Source organism: Epilithonimonas lactis (assembly GCF_900110605.1).
GTDB lineage: Bacteria > Bacteroidota > Bacteroidia > Flavobacteriales > Weeksellaceae > Epilithonimonas > Epilithonimonas lactis.
On record NZ_FOFI01000007.1, the window covers coordinates 151,430 to 178,343 of the forward strand.

Genomic DNA, 26,914 nt, shown 5'->3' on the forward strand with positions numbered 1-26,914 from the left:
GCAGGATTTAGCTTTATATATTACAAGAGTTTATCAAAGTGGATAGGAAGGTCATAAATCCTTTTTCCCGTCGCATGAAAAATAGCATTCGTGATAGCCGGTGGCATTCCTACTCCACCAATTTCTCCTACGCCTTTTACGCCGAGATCATTGACGAATTTGTCATTTTCCTCAACAAAGATTACTTGCAAATCGTGGATATCAGCGTGCACAGGAATGTGATATTCACCTAGATTGGCATTCATATATCTTCCTAAATTATGGTCCAAGATGGTTTCCTCGTGCAGAGCCTTACTGATTCCCCAGATCATGCCTCCAAGAATTTGGCTTTCCGCAGTTTTTGGATTGATGATCTTTCCAGCGGCAACTGCAGTTACAGCACGCGTCAATTCTATAGTTCCGAGTTCCTCATCTACTTCCACCTCCACAAAAACGGCGCTGTGAACAGCTCTTGCTTTTTTCCCATACGTCAAAGGATTTGGCATTGCGGAATTTGTCGTGCGGATATCTTTTCCATCATTTGCTTTGACAATCTCTTTAATATCTAATTTTTTATCTGACTGACCTTTAAGAATGATAAAACCATTTTTAAATTCCACTTCATTGAATTTGACATCTTTCAAAAATGAATTATCTAAATCTTTAGCTTTTTTGAATAATTTTTTATTCAATGCCTGGCAAGCATTTTGAACCGCTGGACCGACCGTTGCAGTGGTGAAAGATCCACCTTGTATTGGTGCGAATGGCATTTTGCTATCAGCATAAGAAAATGTAATATCTTCAATCGGAAGACCCAACTCATCTGCTGCAATCTGCGTCATGATGGTCAAAGTTCCAGTTCCGATATCTGTGACCGCGCTTTTGATCTCTACTTTGCCATCGGCTGTCATGATTGCTTCTGCCCTACCAAAGATCCTGTTGGCATCCCAAATTCCCGTGGCCATTCCGTAGCCAACCAATTTGTTTCCGCGCTTCATACTTCTTGGTTCGGGATTTCGCTGACTCCAGCCAAATTTTTCAGCACCTTGCAGATAGCAGTTTCTAAGTTCCTTGCTGGAGTATTCCTTATCACTACTTTTATCGATCTCTGAATAATTGATCAATCTCAATTCTACTGGGTCGATATTTAATTTGTAGGCAATTTCGTCCATTGTCACTTCGATAGCGTGCATTCCGGTGCTTCCGCCTGGCGCTCTCATGTCCAGCGGACTGTAAACATCCAGCGGCACAATCTCGTGTTCCAATAAAGTGTTTTCTGCGGGATAAAGCATGTTTGCCCAGTTGACAACGATCTCTACATAATCTTCAAATCGTGAGGTTTCACCTGTTGCTTTGTGATAAATGGCATTGACCTTTCCATTCTTATCAGCTCCGAATTTTGTATGCTGCAAAGTTGGTGGTCTATGGCCGATCATGTACATCTGCGCCCGATCCAAGGTCACGCGGACATTTCGCTTTAAAGCTAAAGATGCCATCACAGCCATGAAAAGTTGGTGCTGTGGCCGAAGACCTGAACCAAAACCGCCGCCGACAAATGGTGCGATCACCTGAACGTTTTTCATTTTCAAGCCGAAAACATTCGCCACGTACATTTGGGAATTGATCGTTCCTTGCGTTTTGTCGTATATTTTTAATTTATCTTTTCCTTCGTAGATCACGGTCGAGGCGTACATTTCCATAGGATTGTGATGCTCCGTGCCGTGAGAAAATTCACTGTCAATTTTAACGAAAGAGTTTTCATATTCCTTTTCAAAGTCACCAGTTGGTTTTGGTGGCGGTGGTTTTAGCATTGATGCCAGACCTTTTTTCGGGTCACGTGATTGATCTAAGTTCGATTTCAAATCGGTTTCAAACGTTTCTTCTTCGTAAACTATATTGATCTTTTTCGCTGCATAACGGGCCATTTCAAATGTTTCAGCAACAACTAAAGCGATTGGTTGTCCATTGTACTTGATCTCATTGTCTTTCATTGGTTTGAAAACAGTTCCAGGTGGCGCATCCATGTCAGCATATTGGAAATCAAACCACGCTGTAGAAGGTCTGTTATCGTGCGTGAAAACCTCGATGATACCTTCCATTTTTTTAACTTCCGATGTATCGATTGATTTTATTTTACCTTTCGTAATAGTACTATTCACCACATAGCCATAGAGTAGATCTTCTGCTTCGTATTCTCCTGCATATTTTGCACTTCCTGTGACTTTGAGGTGACCTTCCAAGCGACTAACAGGTTTTCCAATTGACGGTGTATTTTCCATGGATTTGATTTTCAATTAATAATAAAATTTATAAAGAAGGTTTTGCGCCCGGACGTTGAGAAGTTGGGTCAAGTGCCATCATACAATTTCTGACGATTGCTTTTTTAGCCAGATCAATTTTGAAATTGTTATCTTTAAAGCCTTGCGCTCCTTTCAAAATGATTTCAGCGGCCTGAGCAAAGTTATCAGCGTTTGGTGTTTTTTCAATTAAAAAATCTTCTGCTTCCTTAACGCGCCACGGTTTGTGGGAAACACCGCCAAGTGCAATTCTGGCTTCTTTAATTTTTCCTTTTTCAAGTTCCAGGCCTGTTGCCACCGACACCAGCGCAAATGAATAGGAACTTCTGTCTCTTAATTTTAAATAAGAATAATTTTCGGAGAATCCTTTTTCTGGCAATTCAATTCCGGTAATGATCTCACCAAGTTTCAAATTATTATCAATTTGCGGTGTGTCGCCTGGAAGTCTGTGAAAATCTGAAAATTCAACGGTTCTATTTCCATCTGGACCGGAGATACGGACGACTGCATCCAATGCTGCAAGTGCTACACACATATCTGAAGGAAAAACAGCGATGCAATTTTCACTATGACCTAAAATCGCATGAATCCGATTATAACCATTAATTGCAGAACAACCAGAACCTGGCTCACGTTTGTTGCATGGTGTATGAATGTCATAGAAATAATAGCATCTTGTTCTTTGCAAAAGATTGCCGCCGTTGGTTGCCATATTCCTAATTTGGGCAGATGCTCCAGCCAAAATAGCTTTCGACAGTAATGGATATCTTTCTTCGATCATTGGATGATAAGCTGTATCTGCATTGGTCATCAATGCGCCCAGACGAACGCCTCCATTTGGAAGTTCGAGAAGCTCATTTATATCAGAAATTTTGTTGATGTCAACCAATGTTTCGGCTTCAGTAACGAAGTATTTCATCAGATCGATAAGATTTGTTCCACCTGCAATGATTTTGTTTTCCGCATTTTCATTAATGATAGAAATTGCATGATTGACATCTGTGGCTTTTTGATAGGAAAAATTATTCATGAGATATACCTTGTTTCACGGCCATCACCGCATTAATAATTCCTCTATTCGCACCGCATCGGCAAAGATTTCCGCTCATCATATCCTGAACTTCTTCACGCGTTTCTGCTTTATTTTCATTGATTAAACCTATCGCACTGCAGATTTGCCCTGGTGTGCAGTAACCGCATTGGAATGCATCATGCTCAATAAAAGCCTTTTGAATCGGATGAAGTTCTCCATCAGCAGCAATTCCCTCAATCGTAGTGATCTGGGTATCTTCCTGCATCACGGCTAGCGTAAGACAGCTTAATTTTCGTTTTCCATCTATCAGGACGGTGCAGGCGCCGCATTGCCCGTGGTCACAACCTTTTTTGGTTCCCGTGAGATGTATCCTGTCACGGAGTGCATCCAGAAGTGAGACCCAGGGTAATATTTCCAAATGATGGTCTTCACCATTCACTTTAAGTGTAACTGACTGTTTTCCGTGATTTCCCATACGATATAATTTGGTATAGCGAACGTATTACAAAAAAAGAACCGTTATGCGAACATAACGGTTAATTGGAATCATTATCAATTGTAGCAATTTTGAAAATTTGCTTTTAGTTGATAGATTTTCTTTTAATTATCAATTCATAATTATTGTTTTGATAATGCCATCAATATTTTGTCTGGTGTGATCGGCAAGTCTCTCATTCGCAAACCGATGGCGTTGTAGATCGCATTTGCAATGGCTGGAGCCGTTCCGATAATTCCCACTTCTCCCAAACCTTTCGCGCCTGATGGATTGATATTTGGATCAGGCTTGTTTATGAAATCGACTTCGATGATCGGCGCATCTGCATTCACGGCAAAGTGATATCCAGCAAGGTCGTTGGCAATCAATGATCCTAGTTTGGCATCGATTTGATTTTCTTCCATCAAGGCCATTCCAATTCCGCCCACTGCTGCTCCGGACATTTGATTGGCTGCCGCCTGAGAATTGATGATCTTGCCACCATCACCTACTACCGCCAACTTATCTACTTTAACTTTTCCTGTTCTCTTATTAACGCGAACTTTGCAGAAATGTGCTGAGGACGAACAGAATGCAAATTTCTTTTGCTCATCACCTGGTTTGGATGACACCTCAACTCTCACCTCATCAAGACTATTCTTTTCAAACAATTCGTTGTATGAAACAGAAACGGTAGCATTGTTTTTTAAGGCAATTTTTGATTCGGTCAGGATAATTTGATCTGCAGGAATACTTTTAAAACCAGGATCAATAGCCGAAGCGTATTCAGCTAATTTTAACTTTAATTGATTGCTCACTTCGAACACAGCACCACTCACGGATGATAATCCCGTACTTCCACCCTGACTTGGCGCCGGCGGAAGGGCTGAGTTTCCAAGTTCAATGCTGATCTTGTCTTTTGAGATTCCTGTGATCTCGTGCGCGATATTCTGCATTCCGGTTCCAGTTCCGGTTCCGATATCGGTCATCGCTGTCTGAACTTTCATACTGCCATCTTTATGGAAAATAATTGCTGCCTTTGCTTCACGTCGTCCAGCGTTCCACATCCCAACAGCCATTCCGTAGCCAATGTACCAATCGCCTTCAATGGTACTTGCCGGTTTAGGTTTTCTGGCGTCCCATCCTATCATTTTAGCACCTCTTTTGAGGCCTTCATCTAGGAAATGAGTGGACCAAGGCAAGCCAGAATCTGGATGTTTTTGTAAGGAGATATTTTTTAATCTTAATTCTACCGGATCCATCTTCAATTTATAACTTAACTCATCCACGGCAGATTCCAATGCAAAAACGCCGGTACAATCGCCTGGTCCTCGCATCCAGGTTGGTGTACTTAGATTCAAAGGGACAATGGCGGCTTCCGTTTTCAAATTGGGAAGTTTATAGATCAATCTGGTAACTCGGGTGATGCCGTCATTAAAATTTTCATACAGCGAAGTGCCGTTCTTTGCCTGATGAAGTACGCCCAAAAGATTGCCTTCTTTGTCTGAGCCTATCTTCAGTCGTTGCCAAGAAGCTGGTCTGTATCCTGTACCTGCGAACATTTGAGGTCTTGTCAACATCAATTTGACTGGTCGGTTCACTTGTTTCGCAGCCATTATTGAGGCTAGAACGTGTGGCCAAACGCGCAATCCGGAGCCAAAGCCACCACCTACAAACTCGCTGAAAACTTCTATATTTTTTTCTGGAAGGCCGAACAGTTTACCGATTATTTTCTGAACATTGTTCACACCTTGGTTCTTGTCGTACAGCCTTAAAGTGTCATTTCCTGTCCAATGGGCAATCGTGGCGTGCATTTCCATCGGATTGTGAATGTCAGCTTTGATATTGTACTGTTCATCGATAATGAATGGTAAATTCTGCCACGCATCCTCACTTCCTCTCTCTTTTCCTTCCGGTTTCAAAGGAATTGATTCTTTCGCAGATTCAAATTCGATAATGAAACTGTCCTTCTGATATTCTGCTTCTACCAACGATGCTGCAAATGTGGCATCTTCCAAGGTTTCCGCAATGACCATCGCGATCGGCTGACCTTTGAAGAAGATCTTATCTGTATGGAAAACAGGCAAACCGAATTTTGACTCTTTGATCTTATCTTCAGTTGCCATCCCAGGAACCATAGGTTTGTGTAGATGTGTGATTATATCAATCACGCCTTCTACCTCTTTGGCTTTATCAACCAAAATTGATTTGATCTTGCCAGATGGAACCGTACTGTTGACCAAAACGGAATAGCAAACATTCTTCACCTGATATTCTGCGGCAAATTTTCCATTACCGGTTACTTTTTCTACGCCTTCTACCCGACCTTCAGGTTTCTTAAATTTATTTGTAATGATATCAATAAATCCCATAATTTCTTAATTTTTAATATAATATAAAACTTATTGATTCAAACAATCTTTTAGAGCTGTGACAATCGCCCCTTGAAGCATTGGTATTTTGTAGGCGTTTTCTGACAGCGGCTTTAAATCCTTTGTGGCCAGTTTTGCAGCTTCTAAAAAATTATCTTCCGTTGCACGTTTACCTTTCAGGAATTCCTCCGCAGCGTACCAGCGCCACGGCTTGTGTGCAACTCCTCCAGAAGCCAGACGAATATCATTGATCCTCTTTCCATCCAGATCCAATGCTGCAGCCACGGAAACCAAAGCAAACGCGTATGAAGAACGATCCCTAACTTTCAGATAACTGAAATTTTTATTGAATTTATTTTCTGCAACCTCTATTTTTGTGATGATCGCATTCGCAGGTAGATTATTGTCCAGCCAAGGCGTGGAATCGGGCAATTTGTGAAAGTCTTTGAAAGGAATTGTGATCTCTTTTTGCTCGGCCGTAACTGCCGTAACAGTAGCATCCAAAGCAGTTAAAGAAATACAAAAATCAGATGGATGGACAGCGACGCACTGGTCATTATAGCCTGCAATGGCACTCATTCGGTTTCCGCCCTCTATGGCACTGCAACCGGTGTTTGGTGTTCTCTTGTTGCAAGGTGTTGTGATATCATAAAAGTAAGGACATCTTGTGCGCTGCAGCAGGTTTCCCGCAGAACTTGCCATATTTCTGATCTGAGGAGAAGCGCCGGCCAAAATAGATTTGGAGATCAGAGGAAACTTATTGATGATGGTTTTGTCTGTTGCCACCTTATTATTGCTGGCCATTGCGCCGATGGTGACCACAGTATTTTTATTCTCGACAGTGTTGGAAATTGCTGTCGTGACATCAATCAATGTTTCGGGCTGGGCAATATTTTTCTTCATCAGATCCACCAGGTTTGTTCCACCAGCGATGTAGTTGCTTTTTGCCGATTTCAGCGCGAGTGCCTCAGGAGCTGAATTTACTTTTTCAAAATTAAATGGTCTCATTGTGCTGCTACTTTTTGGATGGATTGTACAATACCGTTGTATGCGCCACATCTGCAAAGATTGCCGCTCATATATTCTTTGATCTCTTCTACCGAACCTGTGTGACCTTCATTGACGCAGGCGACCGCGGACATGATCTGTCCAGGAGTACAATAGCCACATTGAAAACCATCACATTCAACGAAGGCTTTCTGCATCGGATGAAGTTCTTTGCCATTGGCCAAGCCTTCGATAGTTGTAATTTCTTTTCCCTGAGCCATCGAAGCAAGTGTGAGGCAACTTAGCGCTCTTTCACCATTGATGTGAACGGTGCAAGCGCCACATTGTCCGTGGTCACAGCCTTTCTTTGATCCTGTGAGATTGAGTTGTTCACGGACAAGATCTAGTAATGTTGTGCGCGTATCAACGTATAAGGTGTGGCTGGTTTTATTTATATTCAATGTCAGTCTCGATACATTTTTCTTTGGGATAAGATATTGTTTGACATCCTGGTAGAATGCTTTCACAGATGTTGGGACTGCGGCAAATGCTGCCAACAATCCTGAAATCTTGAGGAAACTCCTCCTGCTGTATTGTTCTTTATGTGCCATACTTCGTTGTAACTAATTAAATTCTCTACCAATCTTTTGCATCAAACTTTAAGCCTTGAAGTTAATTTTGATGATTCTTACAAATATCTAGTAATTAAATTCTAACAAGCTTATACAGATCACTGTTTCGCCTACCATTATTACTGATTTTTAAAACTTAGACCTATAAAATGTATTATTTATGTAAATTTGAATAGAAAGAAATAAATTTAGGCATATTTTTCCATAGAACATTTCTAAATTAGGTTTGAAAGTAATTAACATCAATGTCCAATAATGAAAGAGATCAATGATATTGTAAAAGCTTACCGAGAAGCAAAGGGCAATGGTCTAAAGACTGCCTTGGCAACGGTCGTGAAGGTTGATGGTTCCTCCTACCGTCAGCCCGGCGCAAGAATGCTGGTGACAGAAGATGGACAACTTACGGGCGCGATCAGCGGTGGATGTCTGGAAGGTGATGCCTTGAAAAAAGCGGTATTGGCTATTCATCAAAAAAATAACAAGCTAATTACTTACGACACCAGCAATCCTGATGATGTAGAATTTGGTGTTCAGTTAGGTTGCAATGGAATTGTCCATATCTTGTTTGAATATATTGATGAAAACGCGGCTCAAAATCCAATTTCTCTTTTGGAAAAGACAACGGAAGGCCGGAATGAAGCCGTTGTTACAACGATATTTTCATTAGAGAAAAAAAATACTCAGATCGGAACTATTGCATCGATTATCAATCAAGAAGTCACATTATTGAATCCAAATACAATTTCAGAAACTGAACTATTAAACTTTTCTTCACAAGTTTTCGAAGCGAAAAAAAATGTGATCAGAAAAGCTTCATCCAATGAGATCTTATTGCAATATATTCCGCCGAAAACCACATTGATCATCGCAGGAGCAGGAAATGACGTTAAACCTTTGGTAGAGACAGCGTCAATCCTTGGTTGGAAAATAATTCTTGCCGATGGAAGAGCTACCCACGCACAAAAAAAGCGGTTCCCAAAAGCGGACGATGTTCTTCTTGCCACGCCCGAGGAGATCATTAACAAGATCGAAATCGACGAGTCAAACATTTTTGTTTTGATGACGCACAATTACAATTATGATCTGGCATTGCTAAAACTGATCATTCATAGGCCTTTAAAATATATCGGTCTTTTGGGTCCGAAGACAAAACTTGACAGAATGATCGAAGATATGACCAGTTCTGGTATGGTGATTGGTAATGAAGAGCTAAATAAACTTTTCGGACCAGTCGGTTTGGATATTGGCGCAGAGACTTCGGAAGAGATTGCCATTTCAGTAGTAGCGGAAATACAGGCAGTTTTGAATCAACGAAAAGGTCTATCTCTAAGAGATAAAAAAGAAAAAATTCATACTGATATTGTCAGTAATTAAATAAAAAAGTAATGCTGACCGATCAATTTGGACGAACCCATAATTACCTGCGGATATCTTTGACCGATAATTGCAACCTGCGCTGCTTCTACTGTATGCCAGAAGAAAATTATGATTTCACACCAAATTCAAAGCTGATGCAGGTAGATGAGATCGATACCATTGCCAAATTATTTGTGCAACACGGTGTCAATAAGATCAGACTCACTGGTGGAGAACCTTTCGTGAGAAAAGATGCTTCAAAGATCATCAGCAATCTTGGAAAATTACCGGTTCAATTGACCTGCACCACAAACGGAATTCGCATAGACGATATGCTTCCTGAAATTATCAAAGCCAACTTCCACAGCATCAATATCAGCCTTGACACTTTAAAGAAAGATAAATTTCTGAAGATCACACGTCGGGATTATTTTGACAGAGTGTTTAGAAATATCGATCTATTACTAAAGAATAACATCAAGACCAAGATCAATGTGGTAGCGATGAAAGGTGTCAACGGTGATGAGATCTCGGATTTTATTTCATTTACAAAAAATAATCCTGTGGATATTCGGTTTATCGAATTTATGCCGTTCAGCGGGAACCAATGGAGCAGCAACCAAGTGATGACGCAGATGGAAATTCTGGATATCATTGATGAAAACTATGACTTCACTCCCTTGCCGATTGGTCCGAATGATACCGCAAAAAGCTACAGCATCAAAGGTCACCAGGGAAGTTTTTCCATCATCAGTACTATGAGCGAGCCGTTTTGTAGTGGCTGCAACAGAATAAGACTAACGGCTGACGGAAAATTGAAAAATTGCCTATTCTCAAAACAAGAAACTGATCTGCTAACACCTTTGCGAAGTGGTCAGGATATTTTACCGATCATCGAAAGTACAATCTGGTCTAAGGCAAAAATACAAGGCGGACAATTGAATGAGCAATTTGAAAAGATCAATGCTTCGATCATCGAGAACAGAAGTATGATCACAATCGGTGGATAAATGAAAAATACTGGAATCATATTATTGGCAGCAGGAAATTCCTCGAGGATGGGAACTGCAAAACAGCTTCTCTCCTACCAAGGAAAAACGTTTCTAGACAGAACCATTGATACAGCGCTGGAAGTTTTCAACCAAAATCACATCACCCTGGTGTTAGGTGCCGACCACAATGAGATAGCTTCGAAAATCGAGAATAAAAACGTAAAGATTTCCATTAATGATGATTGGCAATCTGGAATGGCTTCCTCAATAAAAGTGGGACTCAAAACCTTAATAAAGCAGTTTCCGGATATAGAGCATTGTTTTATTTCGGTCTGTGATCAGCCTTATTTGACCAGCGAAATTTTTACGGAGATGTTCCAACTTAAAGAAAATTCAAACAAGGAGATCATCGCGGCTCGGTATTCCGATACAATAGGTGTTCCGGCTTTATTTTCTAAAAAATATTTTGAGGTTTTGATGGAACTTTCAGGTGAGCAAGGTGCGAAGAAAATCATTCAGCGAAATATGGAAGATGTAGAAACCTTCGAATTTGAAAATGGCGCAATTGATATTGATACGAAAGTGGATTATGAAAATTTAAAATCAAAAGAATGATCAGCGTACAAGAAGCTCAGAACATCATCAATCAAAATATTCCGAAAGAAAAACATCAGATTCTCCCTTTAAAAGAAGCATTTGGTTACACGACTTCGGAAGATATCTATTCAAAATATAATATTCCAAATTTTTCCCAATCATCGATGGATGGTTACGCGATCCGTTTTGAAGATAAAGATTTAAAACTAAAAATTGTAGGCGAAATGTCTGCTGGAACTACAGAACCGTTTCAGCTTGAAAATGGAACAGCTTGCAGGATTTTCACTGGTGCGCCACTTCCGATTGGTGCAGATACAGTGGTGATGCAAGAGAAAATTAAAATCGAAAATAATGATTATCTGATTATTGAAGATTATGACCTTGAAAAAAAATTAAATATAAGAGATGCCGGAAGTGATGCAAAGAAAGATACTATTGCAATTAGCAAAGACAGCTATCTTTCAGCTGCTGCCATCGGTTATCTGGCTGGGATTGGATGTACGGAAGTTCCAGTTTATGCACAGCCTTCAGTTTCGTTGATCTTAACTGGTAATGAATTGGTGCAACCAGGGAACAATTTGGAATTCGGTCAGGTTTTCGAATCCAATTCCTATCAGCTTGAAAGTGTTCTGAAGCAATGCGGCATTAATTCGATAGAAACATTTTGGGTAAAAGATGATCCTCTGGAAGTTGAAAAAACCCTGAACTTGGCGATTTCAAAAACAGACATTGTGATCTTGGTTGGCGGCGTAAGCGTCGGCGACTACGATTACGTCATTGATGCTACAAAAAAATGTGGAATTGAACAGCAGTTTCATAAGATCAGACAAAAACCAGGCAAACCGTTTTATTTTGGAACCAAAGATGAAAAACTGGTCTTTGGATTACCGGGAAATCCATCTTCGGCGTTGACTTGTTTCTATTTGTACATCGTGCCTGTGCTTTCTAAAATCATGAAACGTCCAACAATCACCGAAAAGACCAAAGCAACTACAACATCTTCCTACAAGAAAAAAGCTGGCCTGACGCATTTTCTCAAAGCAACATACGCTGACGGAAAAGTCACGCCACTTCACGCGCAGGAATCTTACCGTCTGCAATCCTTTGCAGAAGCCAATTGTTTGATGATCTTGCCGGAAAATTCAGAAGGTTGTGAAAAAGATGAGGTTGTAGAAATCATATTATTAAAATAAAGATCGAGGAATGAATGTAGAAATATTTTATTTGATTTTATTTGTCATCGCAGCTTTGTATGCGGCAGTCGGACACGGCGGTGCAAGCGGCTATTTGGCTTTGATGGCTTTGTACGGCGTCGCTCCAAAAGAGATGAAACCGACCGCTCTCGTCTTGAATTTGTTCGTATCATTGACCGCTTTCATACAATATTACAGAGGCGGACATTTCAAACTCAGAACCTTTATTCCAATTGCAATTGCGTCTATTCCACTGGCTTTTGTTGGCGGCATGATCCATATCGAAGACCATTTGTACAAACGGATATTAGGTGTCTTGTTACTTTTTCCTGTCATCAGATTTTTCTTTTTCAAAAGTCCGGAAGACAGCGAACTCAAGGATCCTCAAATCTATCTTTCATTGATATTCGGAGGAATTATTGGATTGCTTTCTGGGATGATAGGCATTGGTGGCGGAATCTTACTTTCTCCGGTTCTGATTCTATTGAAATGGACCAATCAAAAACAAACGGCAGCCATCAGCGCAGCTTTTATCTTTGTCAACTCTGTCGCAGGATTAGGCGGAATGTTCACCAAAGAGATTTCATTTACAAATGATATGTGGATGTATATTGTTTGTGCATTTGCCGGTGGATTGTTAGGTTCTTACTTGGCATCCAAAAAACTAAATCAAAATGGATTGAAATATGTCCTCGCGGTCGTACTTTTGATGGCTTCCTACAAATTAATTTCAAGCACCATTTAAAAATTTAAAAATGAAAAATTTTATATTATTAATATCTTTTCTTCTCACTACTCTAAGCTTTGCCCAATCGAAAAGCTTTGAGATCATTGATCCTGACAATCAAAAAACAATAGTCACAGCTGCAGATCTATCAAAATATTCAAAACATACAGTCGATAGTATTCAAATCACCAATCATTTGAAGGAATATCGCTCGACGATTAAGAATGTGAAAGGTGTTTTGCTTCGAGACGTTCTTTCCAAAGTTTCATTTAAGGAGAAATCGCCAAAGGTTTTAAGCGAATATTACATTGTTTGCGTTGCAGAAGACGGCTACAAAGTGGTTTTTTCCTGGAACGAGATTTTCAATACTTCTGTTGGTGACAGTGTTCTCATCATTCCGGAAATTGAAGGCAGACCAAAAGATGGCATATCAACCCTGTCGCCAACCGACTTTGCGACAGGAAGACGCTATGTCAAAATGCTGAAAACAATCCAACTTAAAAAAATAGATTAATGGCCAATATTAAGATCATAAGCTTTGGCAGATTGAAAGAAATTATAGGTTCAGATCTTGAATGGGAAGCTGAAAACTCTGATGAATTGTTGAATCAGCTTAATGAGAAATTTCCTGAGCTTGAAGATTTAAAGCTTAGAATCGCGGTCAATCAATCGATCATTTCAGAAAATACAGAATTAAAAAATAACGACGTGGTAGCTTTGATGCCACCCTATTCAGGCGGATAATATGATGTTGAATTTGGAACGATACGACAGACAGATCAAACTCCAGGGTTTCGGTATCGAAGCTCAGGAAAAATTGGCATCAGCAAAGGTTCTTGTAATCGGTGCTGGTGGTTTGGGCTGTCCTGTTCTTCAATATCTGACCGCGGCAGGCGTTGGAAATATTGGCATTTTAGATCATGATCGAGTTTCGCTCAGCAATTTGCATAGACAGATCCTCTACACAACGAGTGACATCGGGAAGCTAAAGACCAAAGCTGCATTTGAGAGGCTTAGTTCAATGAATCCTGAGATTCAAATCAATGTCATTTCTGAGAGAATTAGTACAAAAAATGCCATTCAGATTTTATCTCATTATGATCATATCATTGATTGCACGGATAATTTTCCAACACGATATTTGCTAGATGATGCCTGCAGGATCTTGAAAAAGCCTTTGATATTCGGGGCAATCTATCAGTATGAAGGTCAAATCGCTGTTTTCAATGTTGAAGATAAGAAAGGATCGTCAACGAATTATAGAGATCTTTTTCCTCAACCGCCAAAACCCGGAGAAGTTCCGGATTGTAATGATGCTGGTGTTATTGGCGTTTTACCCGGAATTATTGGAACGTTGCAGGCGACAGAAGCGATCAAGCTGATCACAGGAATCGGAGAACCACTGATCAATAGATTAATGACCATCAATGTTCTGGATTATCAAACTGCCATTTTCGAAATGCCTGCAGAGAATCTGACAGACAAATATATTCCTTCTACGATAATGGAATTTGAGATGATGGATTATAAAGTTCAGTGCGGAATAAAGCAGATTGGAATTAAAAATATTTCTCCTGCAGAATTTTATTCAATTTCAAAACTTCCAGAAACCACCATCATTGATGTACGAGAGATCGATGAATATCCCAAGCTTGAGATTCCCTATTTATCGATACCTTTATCTCAATTAAAAGAAAATTCAACACAAATAAAACACAAGAATGTCATTGTAGTTTGTCAGTCAGGTAAGAGAAGTCTTGCAGGTGCGCAAGTTTTACAGGAAATTCTTGGTTCTGATTACAACATCAGCCATTTGGAAGGTGGCATCAATCAATTAAATCAAAAGATCAATGAGTAAGATCAAAAACATATTTCAGCATTCACCCATATCGCCGTTGTTTATCGCAGAAAGTATCACAAAACATTCTTCGAAGACGGAAATTGGGGCACATCAGATCTTCTTGGGACAGATCCGTGCTGATAAAATTGACGACAAAACGGTAAAAGCCATTGAGTACACAGCTTATGAAGATTTGGCATTGAATCAAATGACCGAAATTCGAGAAGAGATATTTGCGAAATATGACATCACTTGTATGCATATCCATCACAGTCTTGGTATTGTGAATGCTGGCGAAATTTGTTTGTTTGTCTTCACTTCTTCCAAGCACAGAAAAGAGGCAACTTTGGCCTGTAATGAAGTGGTGGAACGCATTAAGAAGGAACTTCCGATCTGGGGAAAAGAGATATTTGAGGACGAAACACATCAATGGAAAATAAACCAATAAGCCATGGTAGATATTACTTTTAAAACTTTCACACTTAGAAAAGCGATCGCTGCGGCGACAATTAAAACTTCAAATATCTCGACCGTAGAAGCTGTGAAAAATGGAACAGTTCCAAAAGGCAACGTCCTGGAATTTGCTAGAGCTTCCGCATTGTTGGCCATCAAGAAAACGAGCGATGTAATTCCCGATTGTCATCCTTTGCCGGTTGAATTTGCTTCTATCAATTATGAAATGAATGACCTGAATATCAATATCACTGTTGAAGTTCACACGATTTACAAGACCGGTGTTGAAGTTGAGGCTATGCACGGCGCATCTGTAGCCGCTTTGGTGATCTATGATATGTTGAAACCTATCGATAAAAATGTTGAGATCTCCAACATCAAACTGCTGGAAAAGCAGGGTGGAAAAAGCAATCAGAAAAATATTGATGCAGAAAATTTGAAAGCTGCGGTCGTGGTTTGCAGTGATTCTGTTTCGCAAGGCATTAAAGAAGATACTTCAGGTAAATTCTTGGTCGATTCTCTTAACAATCAAGGAATCAATAACATTGACTACTATATTGTTCCCGATGATATGCTAGCCATACGCAAACAAATCGAATTATATAAAAGCAAAGGCTGTGATCTGCTCCTATTTACAGGCGGCACAGGTTTGTCAGAACGTGATGTAACGCCAGAAGCCGTGAAGCCATTCATCACAAAGGAAATTCCAGGTGTTATGGAAACTGCCAGAAATTATGGACAAGACCGTGTGAAAACCTCAATGCTTTCCAGAGGAATTGCTGGTTTTTCTGATGATATGCTGATTTTAACTTTGCCTGGTTCCGCAGGCGCTGTGAAGGAATATGTACAAGCCTTGTTCCCGCAGATTTTGCATGTTTTTTCAGTGAAGAACGGAGATGGTCATTAACTTTCTTTGCGTAGTTGAAGTACTATTTTCTCGATTTTTTCCACTGCAGTTTTAATCTCTGATATGGTAGTGAACTTACCTAAACTCAATCTAATTGAAGAAAGCGCGTCCAGATCACTTATTCCCATTGCCTTCAAAACGTGAGATGGTTTGGATGTTGTCGCATTGCAAGCCGAACCGCTTGATACACAGATATTGCCGAGCGACAAGATCATCTGTTCAGAATTGACATTCGAAAAGCAAATATTAGAAGTGTTATAAATCCGATTGTCTTTGTCTCCGTTGATGAATGTGTTGGAAATTTTCAATAAATAATTTTCGAGTTCATCTCTTAGTTTTTTAATTTTTCGTGAATCCGAAGCCATTTCTTGCAATGCTATTTCCGCCGCTTTTCCCATTCCGATGATTCCGGGAACATTCAAAGTGCCGCTTCGCAAGTTAAACTGCTGAGCTCCGCCGTGAATCTGCGCAACTATATTTTTCTTAAGATGTGATGATACGTACAAAGCACCAATTCCCTTTGGTCCATAAAATTTGTGAGCCGAAAAAGCCATTATATCAATTCCAAGATCTTTGACATTCACCGGAATTTTCCCCACGGTCTGCGTCGCGTCACAGAAAACAAGACAATTTTTGTCGTGAGCGATTTTGGTAATTTCTTTGATTGGCTGGATGACGCCTGTTTCATTGTTGACAAACATCACACAAACCATTAGTGTTTTATCAGTGATCGCATTTTTTAAATCATCCAAGTTGATCAGTCCATCTTTTCCTACATCGAGATAAGTGACAGAAAATCCCTGCTGTTCAAGATTTTGACAAGTATCCAAAACAGCCTTGTGTTCGGTTTTGACTGTGATGATGTGATTTTTGCCATTCACTTTCTCAATCCCTTTCAACGCTAAATTGACAGCTTCCGTTGCGCCAGATGTATAAATGATCTCTTTTGGATTTGCCGATATCAATTCCGCGATCTGTTCTCCAGCTTCATCAATCGCCTCTTTCATAGTAAGTCCGAACAAATGAGAACTTCCCGAATTGGCATATAAAGAATTAAAATAAGGAAGCATTGCATCGACAACTCGCTGGTCAACAGGCGTTGTAGCATTGTAGTCCAAATAAACGAAATCTGTCATATTATTAAAAAATAGAATAATTACAAGTTAGATAAATTTTATAAAATTATCACCAAGTTGATCAATTAAAACGATTCAAATACAAAGCCTGTAAGTCCATCAAAAACCATATCAACAAGTGTGGAATCTAGTGATGATACGCATTTGTCTACACTAATGTCAACACGATAAGTACGATAAACAGTGATTTTTAGAATAAATTTACTTAAACAATTAAATAGTATTAGATGAAAATCACTACCAGATCTATTGTCGTTTTGGTGACCGCACTTAACATTAGTGTTGCAGCACAAAGCGATAATCTCAAAAAACAAAATGGCTACCTCGCTTCAAAATCGAATGGAAGCATTTCTTTACTATCGCGCTGGAATTCCTTCAAATCGAATCATAAAAACGTAGCCTTTCTCGACCCTCAACAGAAAATGATTTCTCAAATGGGTCTTCCTACAGCTGATTCCAAAGTATTATCCAAAACCAATCAGTTTTATGGTGGCGAAGCGTACAAAGGGAATAATGTGCCTTACGCTTCTATAACGGATGCACTTGGGAACACTTACATCACAGGTGGCAGTTCAAATGAAGACCAAGCTTCCGGAGATTTTTTCACGATTAAGGTTGGGCCTAATGGACAGATATTGTGGGAAAAACGTGAGCAGGCAGCGCCTTTTGCTGTGGAATATGGAATGAATATCACATTTGATAATTCTGGAAATATCATTACATCCGGTCTCAAATGGAATGGAAATGATATGGACATCCGCGTGATCAAATATGACACTTCCGGTTCCAAACTTTGGGATTCGACATTTGATAATGGAAAGCAAGGTCTTGAGGTTCCAAACAGTATGACCACAGATGCCGATGGGAACGTTTACATCACTGGAATTGCCTGGTCTGGTAGTTCGATAGATTATCTGACCATCAAATATAATAGCAATGGTACGGAGCAATGGCATCATACCGAAAATCCTGCAGGTGGAGAAAGTTGGAATGAGGCAACCGCTGTAGCTGTGGATGCGAATAGTAATGTTTTGGTCACAGGCTACAGTCCGAATGCTGATGGCTGGCTAAACTATCACACCATTAAATACAATTCCGAAGGCTCAAAACAATGGGAACAAGGCTATAATTACGAGAGTACAGACCCCGAGAATCTTGCTGCAGTGACTAATTCTGTAGCCAGAGCAATTACTACTGATAGCGATGGCAATATCTATGTCACCGGAACTTTTGATACATTCCTAAACCGAATTGGAACCATCAAATATAATTCTGAAGGGCAGCAAGAATGGATTCAAACTTACCGAAGTGAGAATGAAGGCACAATGGGTTGGAAAATTGGACTAAGAAATAATAAGTTGTATGTCGCAGGAAGCCACTCAGGTAGCTTTTCAGATGACGGAACCGTGTTACTTTCTTATAATCAAACTGGTGAAGTCAATTGGACCAAAGAGACCAGCGACCTCATCGACATTAACAATGCGACATTAGTGTTTGATTTTGAAGGCAATATCATCACTTCAGCCAATGGTATGACGCCCGGCGCCGAAGAATGGGAGCAGGATGTTGCGGCACGTGCCTACAAATATTCGGAAGATGGAAGCTTATTAGGTCAATCTGCTTTTGTCATTTCCACTGCCACAGGAATGGCAAGTATGGGACAAATGGCTGGAGTTGGAACAGATAATGAAGGGAATATTTATTTTTCAGTCAATTCATATTATACCGAAAAAGGTGCTGTCTATGAAACTGTAAAATCCACGTTTGCTACCAGCAGTCCAACCACCGAATGGAACACCGTTTATTCCAATCTGGGTACAAAGGATGCTGCGATGCTCAATTCTTTTAATGATGCCAATGGCAATACATTTTCAACAGGTTCGTACTACACTTACGCCAATGGAATGTTGAATAGCAACTATTTCCTTGTGAAGCACAATGCAGAAGGCAACTTGGCTTGGGATGCGGTCTATAACTCAGAAAATGGTAATACTGCAGAAGGTATCATCGCCAGAGCTGATGCTAACGGAAATACTTATGTCTGTCTACTGCCTAGTTTTGAACAAAATCCTCCAGCTTTGAAGGTCATAAAACTTTCGCCAGAAGGCAGTCAACTTTGGACAAAGGCCATCGAGCTGTACAATCCACAAGTTTTTGTAATGGAACCTCAGGCTGATGGTTCTCTCTACCTTGGTGGTACTGCGAAAGAAACTGAAGCTAGTAGCAACAGTTCATTTTTAGGAATCAAATTGGCTGCAGATGGTTCTCAGGAATGGAAAACATACATACCAGGAACAAGCGGCAACAACATTTACCGAGTAAGTGCCGGAAAAGTGGATTCCGACAAACGTTTGATACTTACAGGTGCGCACGGCAGCGGCAGCTTCATCTCGGAGAATGTAAATTTGACTACCGTTCAGTTTAATGCTGATGGCTCTGCTGGATGGATTGCTCCTATTTCTATCAGTGGAGGAAACTCTTATGGAACAGACCTTTACATTGCAGCTGACAACAGTATTTATATCAACGGCTACACAAAAAATAATGATACCTATGCTGATGACATTATCACAGCAAAATTAAGTGCAACTGGAAATGTACTTTGGAGTAAAACCTTTGGTGATGCTGCTAGAGATGAACGCTCTTACACGATCAAGCCATTTACTAACGGCGATATCGGCGTAGTTGGATACAGTCTCGCATTGGACGGAGACATCCACAATACATTGGTTAAGTACAGCGCAAGTGGTGAGCAGCTTTGGGATTTTGCATCAGAAAGTATGCGTTATTACAACGATTTTCACATTGATGCTTCAGACGTCTGCTACATCATGGACCAAGTCCTCATCGACCCATTTCCACACAAGATATTCAATCAGCCATTCCCTATTGCATCTTTGATCAAGGTTGATAAAAACGGACAAAACAGCAATGAGACCTTGTTCACAGGTCCGGCCTATGCCGAGTTCTTCGGGCAAAAGCTGATTCCACATTCCGATGGTAGACTTTTGTTAGCCGGCAGCGTGGGCAATCAATCTTTCTTCAAAGGACTTTACTTTTTCGAGACAGAGCACGATGCTACGCTAGGCCTGTCGGATGAACTTGACGCTTCGACTACAAAAGACGTATTGGGACAAAACTATCCTAATCCTGTTTCAAATATTACAACAATTCCTTTTACACTCGCAAAAAGTGGTCAGGTTGTTTTAAGATTATTCAATATGCAAGGCAGTCTGATCAAAGAAATAACGAATGCTAATTATGCCAAAGGTCGTGGTAAAGTCACATTTGACACCAACGGTTTGCCGACAGGAGTCTACCTTTACCAATTAGAATCGTCTGGCATCAAACAAACCAAAAAGATGATCATCAAATAGTTTAGATAAGCTAAAAAAAGAGACTCTGGGTAAATATCCAGGGTCTTTTTTTGTTTATGAAGTATAAAAATTTAAATTTGATTATTATACTGAAGATGAGCAAACTAAAATCGATAATAAATCTATGTTTAATTTTACTGTTCGCGCTTTCCTGCAGCGATAATGCAGAACCCTCTCTTAAAGATAAAAACTCTCCGAAGAGTACATCGGCTGACCTCAGGAGCTTGGGCGATGAGCAGTGGCATCTCGGAAACTATCAGGAAGCGCTCCTCTATTTTACCAAGGCTTATCAAAAAGTAAAAGCATCTGGTGATGTTGCTGAAACAGCAACCTTGCTCAACAATCTCGGACTGGTGCATTGGCGTCTCGAAAATAACACTGCCGCTATGGAATGCTACACCGAAGCCGCTGCATTGGCAGAAAAAACGGGAATGAAAAGACTATTGGGACTCACGCATACCAACCGTGCGATCATCTTAAAAGAGCAACGAAATTTCAATGAAGCATTTTTTCAAAATAATGAAGCTATCAGGCTTTTCAAAGACATTGATAAACCTCGCGATCTGGCTATTGCATACAACAATCAAGGACAGATCTACCGCTACTCGAAGGATTATGTTCAGGCCTTGAAATTCTACCTTTTATCATTAGAAGAATGTGAAAAAATAAACTACACAGAAGGTATGGCGACGGCCTATCAAAATCTAAGCACCATCTATGCTAAGCAAGGTCATCAAGCGGAAGCACTGGATGCAGCTCGCAAATGTCTGAAAATGAGTTATGCCATCAAAAGTAAAGTGCGTTTGAGTGAGGGATTGTATGAGCTTTCCCACACTTTTGACCTTTTTAAGGTTAAAGATTCTGCGTTGTACTATTACAAGAAACATTATGAGGTAGAAAAAAGTCTGATGAAAGCGAATCAAAGTAAAATATTGTCGCAGTTTCAGGCCAATCTCGGCATCGAGGTCAAAAATCTTCGAATCAAAAATCTACAAAATGAACAGAGGATTGCCAATGACCGATTTATTTTCGTCGGTGCTTGCGTTCTGATTGCTTTGCTGATCTCTGCATTTTTTGTCTACCGCTATCTTTCGGTCATCAAATTCAGAAAAAAACAATTGGAATTGGAACTTGAAAGTTCTAAACAACTGATCCAAAGCAAGGAGGAAGATCTTAAAACCTACATCATCGACCTTACGGACAAAAACAATATCATAAGCAAATTGAAAGAGCCTGAAAAAGAACCAATCGATATTGATTATGAAGTGAGCGAACTTCTAGAACAGAAAATATTTACAGATGATGGTTGGGATAAATTTAAAAAACGATTTGCAGAAATATATCCGGATTTTTTCATTAGAATTAGACAAATTGCAATCGCTGTCACGGAGGCTGAGGTAAGGATCTTGGTTCTAATGACATTAAAATTGAACGGTAATGAAATGGCAAACATCCTTGGCATTTCTCCGCAAAGTGTGAGAGCCTGTAAGATGAGGTTGAAGAAGAAATTGCAGGTCAACAATTATGATTCTGTCGAAACTTATCTACAATCTATTTTTGCTTAATGAAATTGATAGTTTAAAAATCTATATCAAATAAATCATAAAGACTGTTGATAATAAATCTACTTTACCCATTGACCACACGTTCTTGTTTTAGTTTGTCCAGTTCCAGTTTAAAGCATCCTAAAATAAATTCGGTGTAATACAGTTGGGCATTCACGGCTTTTGTTCGGGAATGTAGATCCAATCTTTCTGATAAGATGACGCTTCCTTTGTAAGAGATGGAAAAGTAAGCGTAAAGTTTTTTGTTGGATTCGGCTACTGGTGTTGCATAGCCTGTCACCGCGATGGACCAGTCCGTTTTGTAGAGCTTGGCGACATTTAGTGCCATGGTTTCGGCAACAAGGGATGAAACGCCGTTATTTTTTTGGACTTCCTGTGCATCAACATTCAAGAGAGTAACCTTCTCGTCCAGGCTATAGACGGTCATGCCACCAATGAAAAACTTTGAAGCGTCCTTCATCTGCGAAAAGGAAAACTGTAGAAATCCCGACGTCACACTCTCAGCAATAGAAATGGTCTCGCCTGAGCGCTGCATCCGGCTTCCGATATAATTGAGCAGATTTTGTAGTTCAACGATAAAAAAAATAAGCGACCTTACCGAAAGTTCATCAGAACTGACGCCTATCTGAGATGATTTTAGAATCATAAATTAATGGATCTTTTTAGTGCTACTGCAGATTTGCCTACTGTAGCTAAACGAAATTAGCAAAACAAAGACCCTTTTCTTATGACCTCAATCATTTCTGTAATAATATTCTGATATTGAGATTGAAATGTTCCGAAATAAAACATTATTTACAAATTTAATAATCAAAAATGTCATTAATTTTATGAATTTCAAAGTATGAACCCGAAATAATATTTTCCTTCAAAATGCGGTGACAATATTTTTTTTCTCTGCGTTTTCACAGAGCTTATAATTTGCCGTATATATCACTTGCTCTACTCTCTCGTCTTCGAATTTTGCATCCATCCGATGTCAATAAGAATAGTTTTCCACAGTTGTTCCTCCTTTTTTATCTGTAGTTTCCTTTTTTACAATCTTTCCTGAAAGATCTAATGAAAATTTGATAGATTCGGAATTGCTGAGCTCCTTTTCTAATTTTGCTTTACCGTCAACAACTCTGTTGGAAAAATTAAAATGATTGATACTTACAATGATGCTGTTTTCGTTGTATTTGTATGATCTCTCAATTCCCGAAGTAGGAATTTCATCCGTATCGGTCATTTTTTCCCACGCCATTTTTCGTTGCTGATCAATATCTAAAGGTTGCCATTTTTTATTGACCAAAACGGAGGCGTTCACAATCCGATACTCATATATTTTTTCTTCTGAAAGTCGTTCATCGGCGTAATTGTATATTTTTTTTACAAAATTATTGATCAGTTTATCAGGATTATTTTTGTCTATCTCTGCCGAATATTTTATAATACTTGATAACCGTCCAGTATTGTCATATCCAAATTCCTCTGCATGATTTTGATTTTCAGACATTTTATTTATTAATTGTTTTGCCGAATTATACTGATATCTTAGGCTTATTTTGATCCCGTTTTCATGCCTTTCCTCAATCGTAATAAATCCTTCCTTGTTATATTGATAGGTGATGCTGTTTTTTGCAATTTTGGCTTCTGTCAAATATCCGCCAGCATCATAAATATATTCAGCAATTATTTTTTTATTTTCTAAGACCTTCAGAAGTTGTCCAAACTTATTGTATTTGTAGACAATTTCATTGGTTTTGATCTTGTTATCAGAAGGAGAATCTGCTTGTTGCATTATCGCAAGTCCCAGCTCATTTATTTCAAATTGTCTACTAATATTTCCTTGTGAAGTACCTTTATCACAATCAGAAAAAATCTGTTTACTATCTACTTTTTTAGGTAAAAAATACAACTGATCATTAATTTTGATGAGATGCTCTCTGTAGATATTAGATGTCAAACCTACTTTATACAGCGATTTCTGAAGATCTATTGATAACCTTTTATTTCCGGAAGGTTCGTAAAAATCTACTTTATTATTAATTTTTTCGAAAGCCGTTTTTTGATTTGGAAATTTTTCTTTCATTTTGGATAGATTGACGGAGGTGTTACTTTCTGTATCTGGTGTTTTTGACTGGCACGAGACCATAGTGGAATTAATTGAAAATGAAATACTGCAGAGTAAGATGTATTTTTTCATATTCTATTTTTTTTTCTGTTCTATCAAATTAGGATCCTTTATCATAATATCCCACTGAAATTTCCACAGTGCAAACTTGTCTCTTATCACCATAACATTATTGGAAGGATTGCTGTCATTATTCTTTTCACTGAAATTGTAGTCCATAATATTGTCCGTCGTACCCTGCTCAATTGTAATACCATTACTAAACCAGCCTCCATTTCTTGAAAGGAATGTATGCGGCAGATTGAATGTATGTCCGGCCTCGTGAATAAAAGTCGATATATTTGCCTGCGGCGTAATCATAGCACTATCAGCTTTATAGGACACATCTTCCGCCTCGAGCAGTAACCTATGACCTTTTTTGATATTCGAAATGATTCCAAATGGCAGCAGATAGATGATCAGCTCTTTTTTATCATCTTTTTCCATAGATGAAAATGCTTTATTAATTTTACTTCTGATCCTGGTAGAATTGGCTTCTTCGTTATCATCATCAATAATAAAGTGTGAACTCCCTCTTTTTGTCAATTTCAGGTCATCAAAAAAAGAATCCATTTCTTTGACATCTATTTCCAACTGTTCGTAGTTGGAAGACGATTTTTCTTTATAGTGTATCAGTGACTGAGAAAACATATCCACTAATGAATTTTTATTGTTTATAATAAAATTTTCTTTGCTAGCCATTGCCCTGATCTGCTCATTGTACAACTCCTGAGAAATCTGTCTGTGCTGCACAATTTGATTTTTGATATCCAACAGTTCTCGTTCCTGTTTACCTATCAGATCAAGATTCTCCTGTATTCTCGTTGGATTTCCGGATGACTGGATAGAGAGTTGTAGTGTTCTCAGGTTTGCTATTCCTCTTGTAAGATTTCTTTCCCGTTCCAGAAGGTCTTCATTTTCCTGATATCCAGGCGACGCACCGGAAAGGTAGACTTTATCTTTGATATTTTCAACATAGATCCATCCTTTGAAAAAAACTTTAACATATCTGAAAACCACATCATACTCAACGGAATTTTTGTAAACATTGAGAATTCCCATTAACTCGCCAGTGGACACATAAACAGTTGCGATAGTATCTGAAGTGATTCCCTTTTCTTCCCTCTTTTCTTTTTTGTTCTTCTGCTTTTTCTTCTTCAGATTTCTTATGGAATGTCACAATTATGGTGGAGTGCTCGGTTATATAATCAGTAAAACTTATTTTAATTGTTTTCGTAAATTGTTTTGGATGACTTTCATTGATCTCAAAACTTGTACTGTTCTCATCGGAAAAGGTGACTTCGATATTTTCATTTCTGCTTCCAATTCTTATAGAGCCTTCAGCAGGTTCTTCAATATTAAAAAAAACATCCAGTTCATATGTCTTCTGAGTACCCGACTCATCTTTGACAAAACCTGAGAACCAAGGAACAAAATATTTTTTATCAAGTATATTGATTAGCGATTTCCCTCTGTTTGTACCTGCTTCCATATACCCGAATTTGCGAATTGGCATATATTGAATAGCAGAAGTGTATTCTTTCTGTAATTTTTCTCTTCCACTCAGCAACGTTTTGTTATCATCGTAATTGAATGGTTCATTGTAAGTTGTTCCGTAGTTTTCTCCTGCGTACCAATCAAATCCAAAATCAGGCTTTGTATTATAAGTACTTTTTCTTCTGAAAATAGCCAGTCCTTTGATACAGTTTTCAATTTTATTTTCGTGTCTGGCAGGCTCACCCATATGTGATATATCTTTGGCACTTTGTTCAGCATATGTTTCCGAGGCAGTCTCTGTAATATCCGCTTCAGAATAATACTTCAGATCGCCGCCGATCTTCTCGTACATTTTCCCCTTTACAATTCTGATTCTGCTCATAGGATAATTTTTTAGTGTGATTTTCCTATTTCTCCGCTGCGGTTATCTATACTTCCCTGTGCATCTTTATTTATTTGTCCGGCAGTGTAAGTTTCTATTCCACCTTGATTGTTTACAACAGTTTTGCCTTGTTTTGTTTCACTATGCACATCGCCGTCGATCATCTCGGTTAATTTTCCGGTGATGAATACACTGGCGTCACCTATGACGGAGGTCATCTTCATGGCGCCAACCGTTTGTGTGGAATTCATTCCGATGCTTTGACTGCTGTTCATTCCGATCGTTTCAGAAGCATTCATTCCCACGGATGTGGTCATGCTTTCCGTGACATTGATGTTCATATTTTTACAATTCAAGGTCATCGTTTCGGGTGCGGTGATGTTGATATTGCTTCCCGTGGTATCCAGATGGATCTCGTTTCCGCTTTTATCCGTGATGATGATGCTTTCATCCTCCGTGAAGACCACTTTATGCCCACTTCTTGTCATGATCGATTTGACGCGATTGTCCATTCCTCCGCCAAGTCCAATTCCACCATGGAACATCCCACCCATGACAAAAGGTCTGTCCGGATGGTTGTGAACGAAACCTACCATCACCTGATCGCCAACTTCCGGTATCGCAACATAACCACGATTTTGGGTAATTTGATCCGTTCCTCCGGCATCAGGGCTCATCATCCTGATGAAATTGGTGGTGTCGTGCAATTGCCAATCGAACTTTACAGTTACCCGACCTTGGCCTTGTGGGTCCGTATTGCTGATGACCGTAGCGATCTGTGGCTGCGCTGCAGGAATGTCAAATTGTGGTCTTGGCAGAAATCCTGTATCACTTGCGATCGCCTTGAAGGTCCCTTTGTAATGTCCCAAGGTATCCACGTCGTGCGTGGTCTCCGTCACCATGATCCTTGTGAAATAACTCGTTTGATTGCTGTCTGGTTTTCGCATTTCCAGGTCGGCAACGCA

General features: G+C 39.4%; 24 protein-coding genes. 12 read left to right on the forward strand and 12 right to left on the reverse strand.

Translation table 11 applies throughout. From position 1 onward, the window contains the following. Nucleotides 1-20 precede the first annotated feature (20 nt). The 6 genes from BMW39_RS18770 to BMW39_RS18795 all read right to left on the reverse strand — a co-directional run bounded on the left by BMW39_RS18770 (nt 21) and on the right by BMW39_RS18795 (nt 7,754). Entirely contained in the window at nt 21-2,258 is a 2,238-nt protein-coding gene (locus tag BMW39_RS18770; RefSeq protein WP_034979049.1) for a xanthine dehydrogenase family protein molybdopterin-binding subunit, read from the reverse strand. Between the two features lie 28 nt (nt 2,259-2,286). Beyond that, nucleotides 2,287-3,306: an FAD binding domain-containing protein gene (locus tag BMW39_RS18775; protein ID WP_034979047.1), complete on the reverse strand. Its 1,020-nt coding sequence runs from the start codon at nt 3,304-3,306 to the stop codon at nt 2,287-2,289. After that, nucleotides 3,299-3,784, reverse strand: coding sequence for a (2Fe-2S)-binding protein (locus BMW39_RS18780; RefSeq protein WP_034979045.1), 486 nt, complete (start codon nt 3,782-3,784; stop codon nt 3,299-3,301). The genes BMW39_RS18775 and BMW39_RS18780 overlap by 8 nt, the downstream gene beginning before the upstream one ends. A gap of 143 nt (nt 3,785-3,927) precedes the next feature. Continuing rightward, complete coding sequence (locus BMW39_RS18785; protein WP_051880077.1) at nt 3,928-6,156, reverse strand: xanthine dehydrogenase family protein molybdopterin-binding subunit; 2,229 nt, start codon at nt 6,154-6,156, stop codon at nt 3,928-3,930. A gap of 30 nt (nt 6,157-6,186) precedes the next feature. Further along, on the reverse strand, nt 6,187-7,164 hold the full coding sequence (locus BMW39_RS18790) for an FAD binding domain-containing protein (protein ID WP_034979043.1): 978 nt from the start codon (nt 7,162-7,164) through the stop codon (nt 6,187-6,189). Continuing rightward, nucleotides 7,161-7,754 carry a (2Fe-2S)-binding protein gene (locus BMW39_RS18795; RefSeq protein ID WP_034979041.1) on the reverse strand — a complete coding sequence of 198 codons (594 nt, stop codon included), beginning with the start codon at nt 7,752-7,754 and terminating at the stop codon, nt 7,161-7,163. Before BMW39_RS18795 ends, BMW39_RS18790 begins: the two co-directional genes overlap by 4 nt. 276 nt (nt 7,755-8,030) lie before the next feature. Here BMW39_RS18795 and BMW39_RS18800 point away from each other — a divergent pair, with 276 nt between their 5' ends. Genes BMW39_RS18800 through moaCB form a run of 10 tightly spaced genes read left to right on the forward strand, consistent with a single transcriptional unit; the run spans nt 8,031 to nt 15,840 of the window. Next, nucleotides 8,031-9,149 (forward strand): XdhC family protein, encoded by a 1,119-nt coding sequence (locus tag BMW39_RS18800; protein ID WP_034979039.1) that lies wholly within the window; start codon nt 8,031-8,033, stop codon nt 9,147-9,149. A gap of 11 nt (nt 9,150-9,160) precedes the next feature. Further along, complete coding sequence (gene moaA, locus BMW39_RS18805; RefSeq protein ID WP_034979036.1) at nt 9,161-10,141, forward strand: GTP 3',8-cyclase MoaA; 981 nt, start codon at nt 9,161-9,163, stop codon at nt 10,139-10,141. Next, nucleotides 10,142-10,738, forward strand: a complete 597-nt coding sequence (locus BMW39_RS18810; RefSeq protein WP_034979034.1) for a nucleotidyltransferase family protein — start codon at nt 10,142-10,144, stop codon at nt 10,736-10,738. Then, entirely contained in the window at nt 10,735-11,913 is a 1,179-nt protein-coding gene (locus tag BMW39_RS18815) for a molybdopterin molybdotransferase MoeA (RefSeq protein WP_034979032.1), read from the forward strand. Before BMW39_RS18810 ends, BMW39_RS18815 begins: the two co-directional genes overlap by 4 nt. Nucleotides 11,914-11,923: 10 nt before the next feature. Continuing rightward, nucleotides 11,924-12,658 carry a sulfite exporter TauE/SafE family protein gene (locus tag BMW39_RS18820; protein ID WP_034979030.1) on the forward strand — a complete coding sequence of 245 codons (735 nt, stop codon included), beginning with the start codon at nt 11,924-11,926 and terminating at the stop codon, nt 12,656-12,658. A gap of 10 nt (nt 12,659-12,668) precedes the next feature. Then, a complete protein-coding gene (locus BMW39_RS18825; protein WP_034979028.1) occupies nt 12,669-13,154 on the forward strand; it encodes a hypothetical protein in 486 nt (161 codons plus the stop codon). Continuing rightward, a complete protein-coding gene (locus tag BMW39_RS18830; protein ID WP_051880076.1) occupies nt 13,154-13,384 on the forward strand; it encodes a MoaD/ThiS family protein in 231 nt (76 codons plus the stop codon). Before BMW39_RS18825 ends, BMW39_RS18830 begins: the two co-directional genes overlap by 1 nt. A gap of 1 nt (nt 13,385) precedes the next feature. After that, the gene (moeB, locus tag BMW39_RS18835; RefSeq protein ID WP_034979026.1) at nt 13,386-14,498 is read left to right on the forward strand and encodes a HesA/MoeB/ThiF family protein; all 1,113 of its coding nucleotides are present in this window, start codon (nt 13,386-13,388) and stop codon (nt 14,496-14,498) included. Further along, nucleotides 14,491-14,928, forward strand: coding sequence for a molybdenum cofactor biosynthesis protein MoaE (locus BMW39_RS18840; RefSeq protein ID WP_034979025.1), 438 nt, complete (start codon nt 14,491-14,493; stop codon nt 14,926-14,928). The genes moeB and BMW39_RS18840 overlap by 8 nt, the downstream gene beginning before the upstream one ends. A gap of 3 nt (nt 14,929-14,931) precedes the next feature. Continuing rightward, a complete protein-coding gene (moaCB, locus tag BMW39_RS18845; protein ID WP_034979024.1) occupies nt 14,932-15,840 on the forward strand; it encodes a bifunctional molybdenum cofactor biosynthesis protein MoaC/MoaB in 909 nt (302 codons plus the stop codon). Here moaCB and BMW39_RS18850 read toward each other — a convergent pair. Then, nucleotides 15,837-16,976, reverse strand: coding sequence for a cysteine desulfurase family protein (locus tag BMW39_RS18850; RefSeq protein WP_034979023.1), 1,140 nt, complete (start codon nt 16,974-16,976; stop codon nt 15,837-15,839). The two genes, moaCB and BMW39_RS18850, sit on opposite strands and share 4 nt — an antisense overlap. A gap of 227 nt (nt 16,977-17,203) precedes the next feature. Here BMW39_RS18850 and BMW39_RS18855 point away from each other — a divergent pair, with 227 nt between their 5' ends. Beyond that, nucleotides 17,204-20,353 (forward strand): T9SS type A sorting domain-containing protein, encoded by a 3,150-nt coding sequence (locus BMW39_RS18855; RefSeq protein WP_034979021.1) that lies wholly within the window; start codon nt 17,204-17,206, stop codon nt 20,351-20,353. Between the two features lie 95 nt (nt 20,354-20,448). Further along, nucleotides 20,449-21,918 carry a tetratricopeptide repeat protein gene (locus tag BMW39_RS18860; protein WP_165569373.1) on the forward strand — a complete coding sequence of 490 codons (1,470 nt, stop codon included), beginning with the start codon at nt 20,449-20,451 and terminating at the stop codon, nt 21,916-21,918. A gap of 64 nt (nt 21,919-21,982) precedes the next feature. Here BMW39_RS18860 and BMW39_RS18865 read toward each other — a convergent pair whose 3' ends face one another. The 5 genes from BMW39_RS18865 to BMW39_RS18885 form a co-directional block, all read right to left on the reverse strand. Continuing rightward, nucleotides 21,983-22,564 (reverse strand): CinA family protein, encoded by a 582-nt coding sequence (locus tag BMW39_RS18865; protein ID WP_051880075.1) that lies wholly within the window; start codon nt 22,562-22,564, stop codon nt 21,983-21,985. A gap of 333 nt (nt 22,565-22,897) precedes the next feature. Beyond that, nucleotides 22,898-24,103, reverse strand: coding sequence for an RHS repeat domain-containing protein (locus BMW39_RS18870; protein WP_131474370.1), 1,206 nt, complete (start codon nt 24,101-24,103; stop codon nt 22,898-22,900). Between the two features lie 3 nt (nt 24,104-24,106). After that, entirely contained in the window at nt 24,107-25,132 is a 1,026-nt protein-coding gene (locus BMW39_RS18875; RefSeq protein WP_034979016.1) for a hypothetical protein, read from the reverse strand. After that, a complete protein-coding gene (locus tag BMW39_RS18880; RefSeq protein WP_074719387.1) occupies nt 25,098-25,949 on the reverse strand; it encodes a hypothetical protein in 852 nt (283 codons plus the stop codon). The genes BMW39_RS18875 and BMW39_RS18880 overlap by 35 nt, the downstream gene beginning before the upstream one ends. Nucleotides 25,950-25,960: 11 nt before the next feature. Next, nucleotides 25,961-26,914, reverse strand: a 954-nt coding sequence (locus tag BMW39_RS18885) for a phage baseplate assembly protein V (protein WP_221406078.1), incomplete at its 5' end; no start/stop codon positions are given.

What these genes read in the sequence shown, in the direction of transcription:
- BMW39_RS18770 (WP_034979049.1), bottom strand. Translation starts at nt 2,258, where the DNA reads ATGGAAAATACACCGTCAATTGGAAAACCTGTTAGTCGCTTGGAAGGT.
- BMW39_RS18775 (WP_034979047.1), bottom strand. Translation starts at nt 3,306, where the DNA reads ATGAATAATTTTTCCTATCAAAAAGCCACAGATGTCAATCATGCAATT.
- BMW39_RS18780 (WP_034979045.1), bottom strand. Translation starts at nt 3,784, where the DNA reads ATGGGAAATCACGGAAAACAGTCAGTTACACTTAAAGTGAATGGTGAA.
- BMW39_RS18785 (WP_051880077.1), bottom strand. Translation starts at nt 6,156, where the DNA reads ATGGGATTTATTGATATCATTACAAATAAATTTAAGAAACCTGAAGGT.
- BMW39_RS18790 (WP_034979043.1), bottom strand. Translation starts at nt 7,164, where the DNA reads ATGAGACCATTTAATTTTGAAAAAGTAAATTCAGCTCCTGAGGCACTC.
- BMW39_RS18795 (WP_034979041.1), bottom strand. Translation starts at nt 7,754, where the DNA reads ATGGCACATAAAGAACAATACAGCAGGAGGAGTTTCCTCAAGATTTCA.
- BMW39_RS18800 (WP_034979039.1), top strand. Translation starts at nt 8,031, where the DNA reads ATGAAAGAGATCAATGATATTGTAAAAGCTTACCGAGAAGCAAAGGGC.
- moaA (WP_034979036.1), top strand. Translation starts at nt 9,161, where the DNA reads ATGCTGACCGATCAATTTGGACGAACCCATAATTACCTGCGGATATCT.
- BMW39_RS18810 (WP_034979034.1), top strand. Translation starts at nt 10,142, where the DNA reads ATGAAAAATACTGGAATCATATTATTGGCAGCAGGAAATTCCTCGAGG.
- BMW39_RS18815 (WP_034979032.1), top strand. Translation starts at nt 10,735, where the DNA reads ATGATCAGCGTACAAGAAGCTCAGAACATCATCAATCAAAATATTCCG.
- BMW39_RS18820 (WP_034979030.1), top strand. Translation starts at nt 11,924, where the DNA reads ATGAATGTAGAAATATTTTATTTGATTTTATTTGTCATCGCAGCTTTG.
- BMW39_RS18825 (WP_034979028.1), top strand. Translation starts at nt 12,669, where the DNA reads ATGAAAAATTTTATATTATTAATATCTTTTCTTCTCACTACTCTAAGC.
- BMW39_RS18830 (WP_051880076.1), top strand. Translation starts at nt 13,154, where the DNA reads ATGGCCAATATTAAGATCATAAGCTTTGGCAGATTGAAAGAAATTATA.
- moeB (WP_034979026.1), top strand. Translation starts at nt 13,386, where the DNA reads ATGATGTTGAATTTGGAACGATACGACAGACAGATCAAACTCCAGGGT.
- BMW39_RS18840 (WP_034979025.1), top strand. Translation starts at nt 14,491, where the DNA reads ATGAGTAAGATCAAAAACATATTTCAGCATTCACCCATATCGCCGTTG.
- moaCB (WP_034979024.1), top strand. Translation starts at nt 14,932, where the DNA reads ATGGTAGATATTACTTTTAAAACTTTCACACTTAGAAAAGCGATCGCT.
- BMW39_RS18850 (WP_034979023.1), bottom strand. Translation starts at nt 16,976, where the DNA reads ATGACAGATTTCGTTTATTTGGACTACAATGCTACAACGCCTGTTGAC.
- BMW39_RS18855 (WP_034979021.1), top strand. Translation starts at nt 17,204, where the DNA reads ATGAAAATCACTACCAGATCTATTGTCGTTTTGGTGACCGCACTTAAC.
- BMW39_RS18860 (WP_165569373.1), top strand. Translation starts at nt 20,449, where the DNA reads ATGAGCAAACTAAAATCGATAATAAATCTATGTTTAATTTTACTGTTC.
- BMW39_RS18865 (WP_051880075.1), bottom strand. Translation starts at nt 22,564, where the DNA reads ATGATTCTAAAATCATCTCAGATAGGCGTCAGTTCTGATGAACTTTCG.
- BMW39_RS18870 (WP_131474370.1), bottom strand. Translation starts at nt 24,103, where the DNA reads ATGAAAAAATACATCTTACTCTGCAGTATTTCATTTTCAATTAATTCC.
- BMW39_RS18875 (WP_034979016.1), bottom strand. Translation starts at nt 25,132, where the DNA reads ATGGGAATTCTCAATGTTTACAAAAATTCCGTTGAGTATGATGTGGTT.
- BMW39_RS18880 (WP_074719387.1), bottom strand. Translation starts at nt 25,949, where the DNA reads ATGAGCAGAATCAGAATTGTAAAGGGGAAAATGTACGAGAAGATCGGC.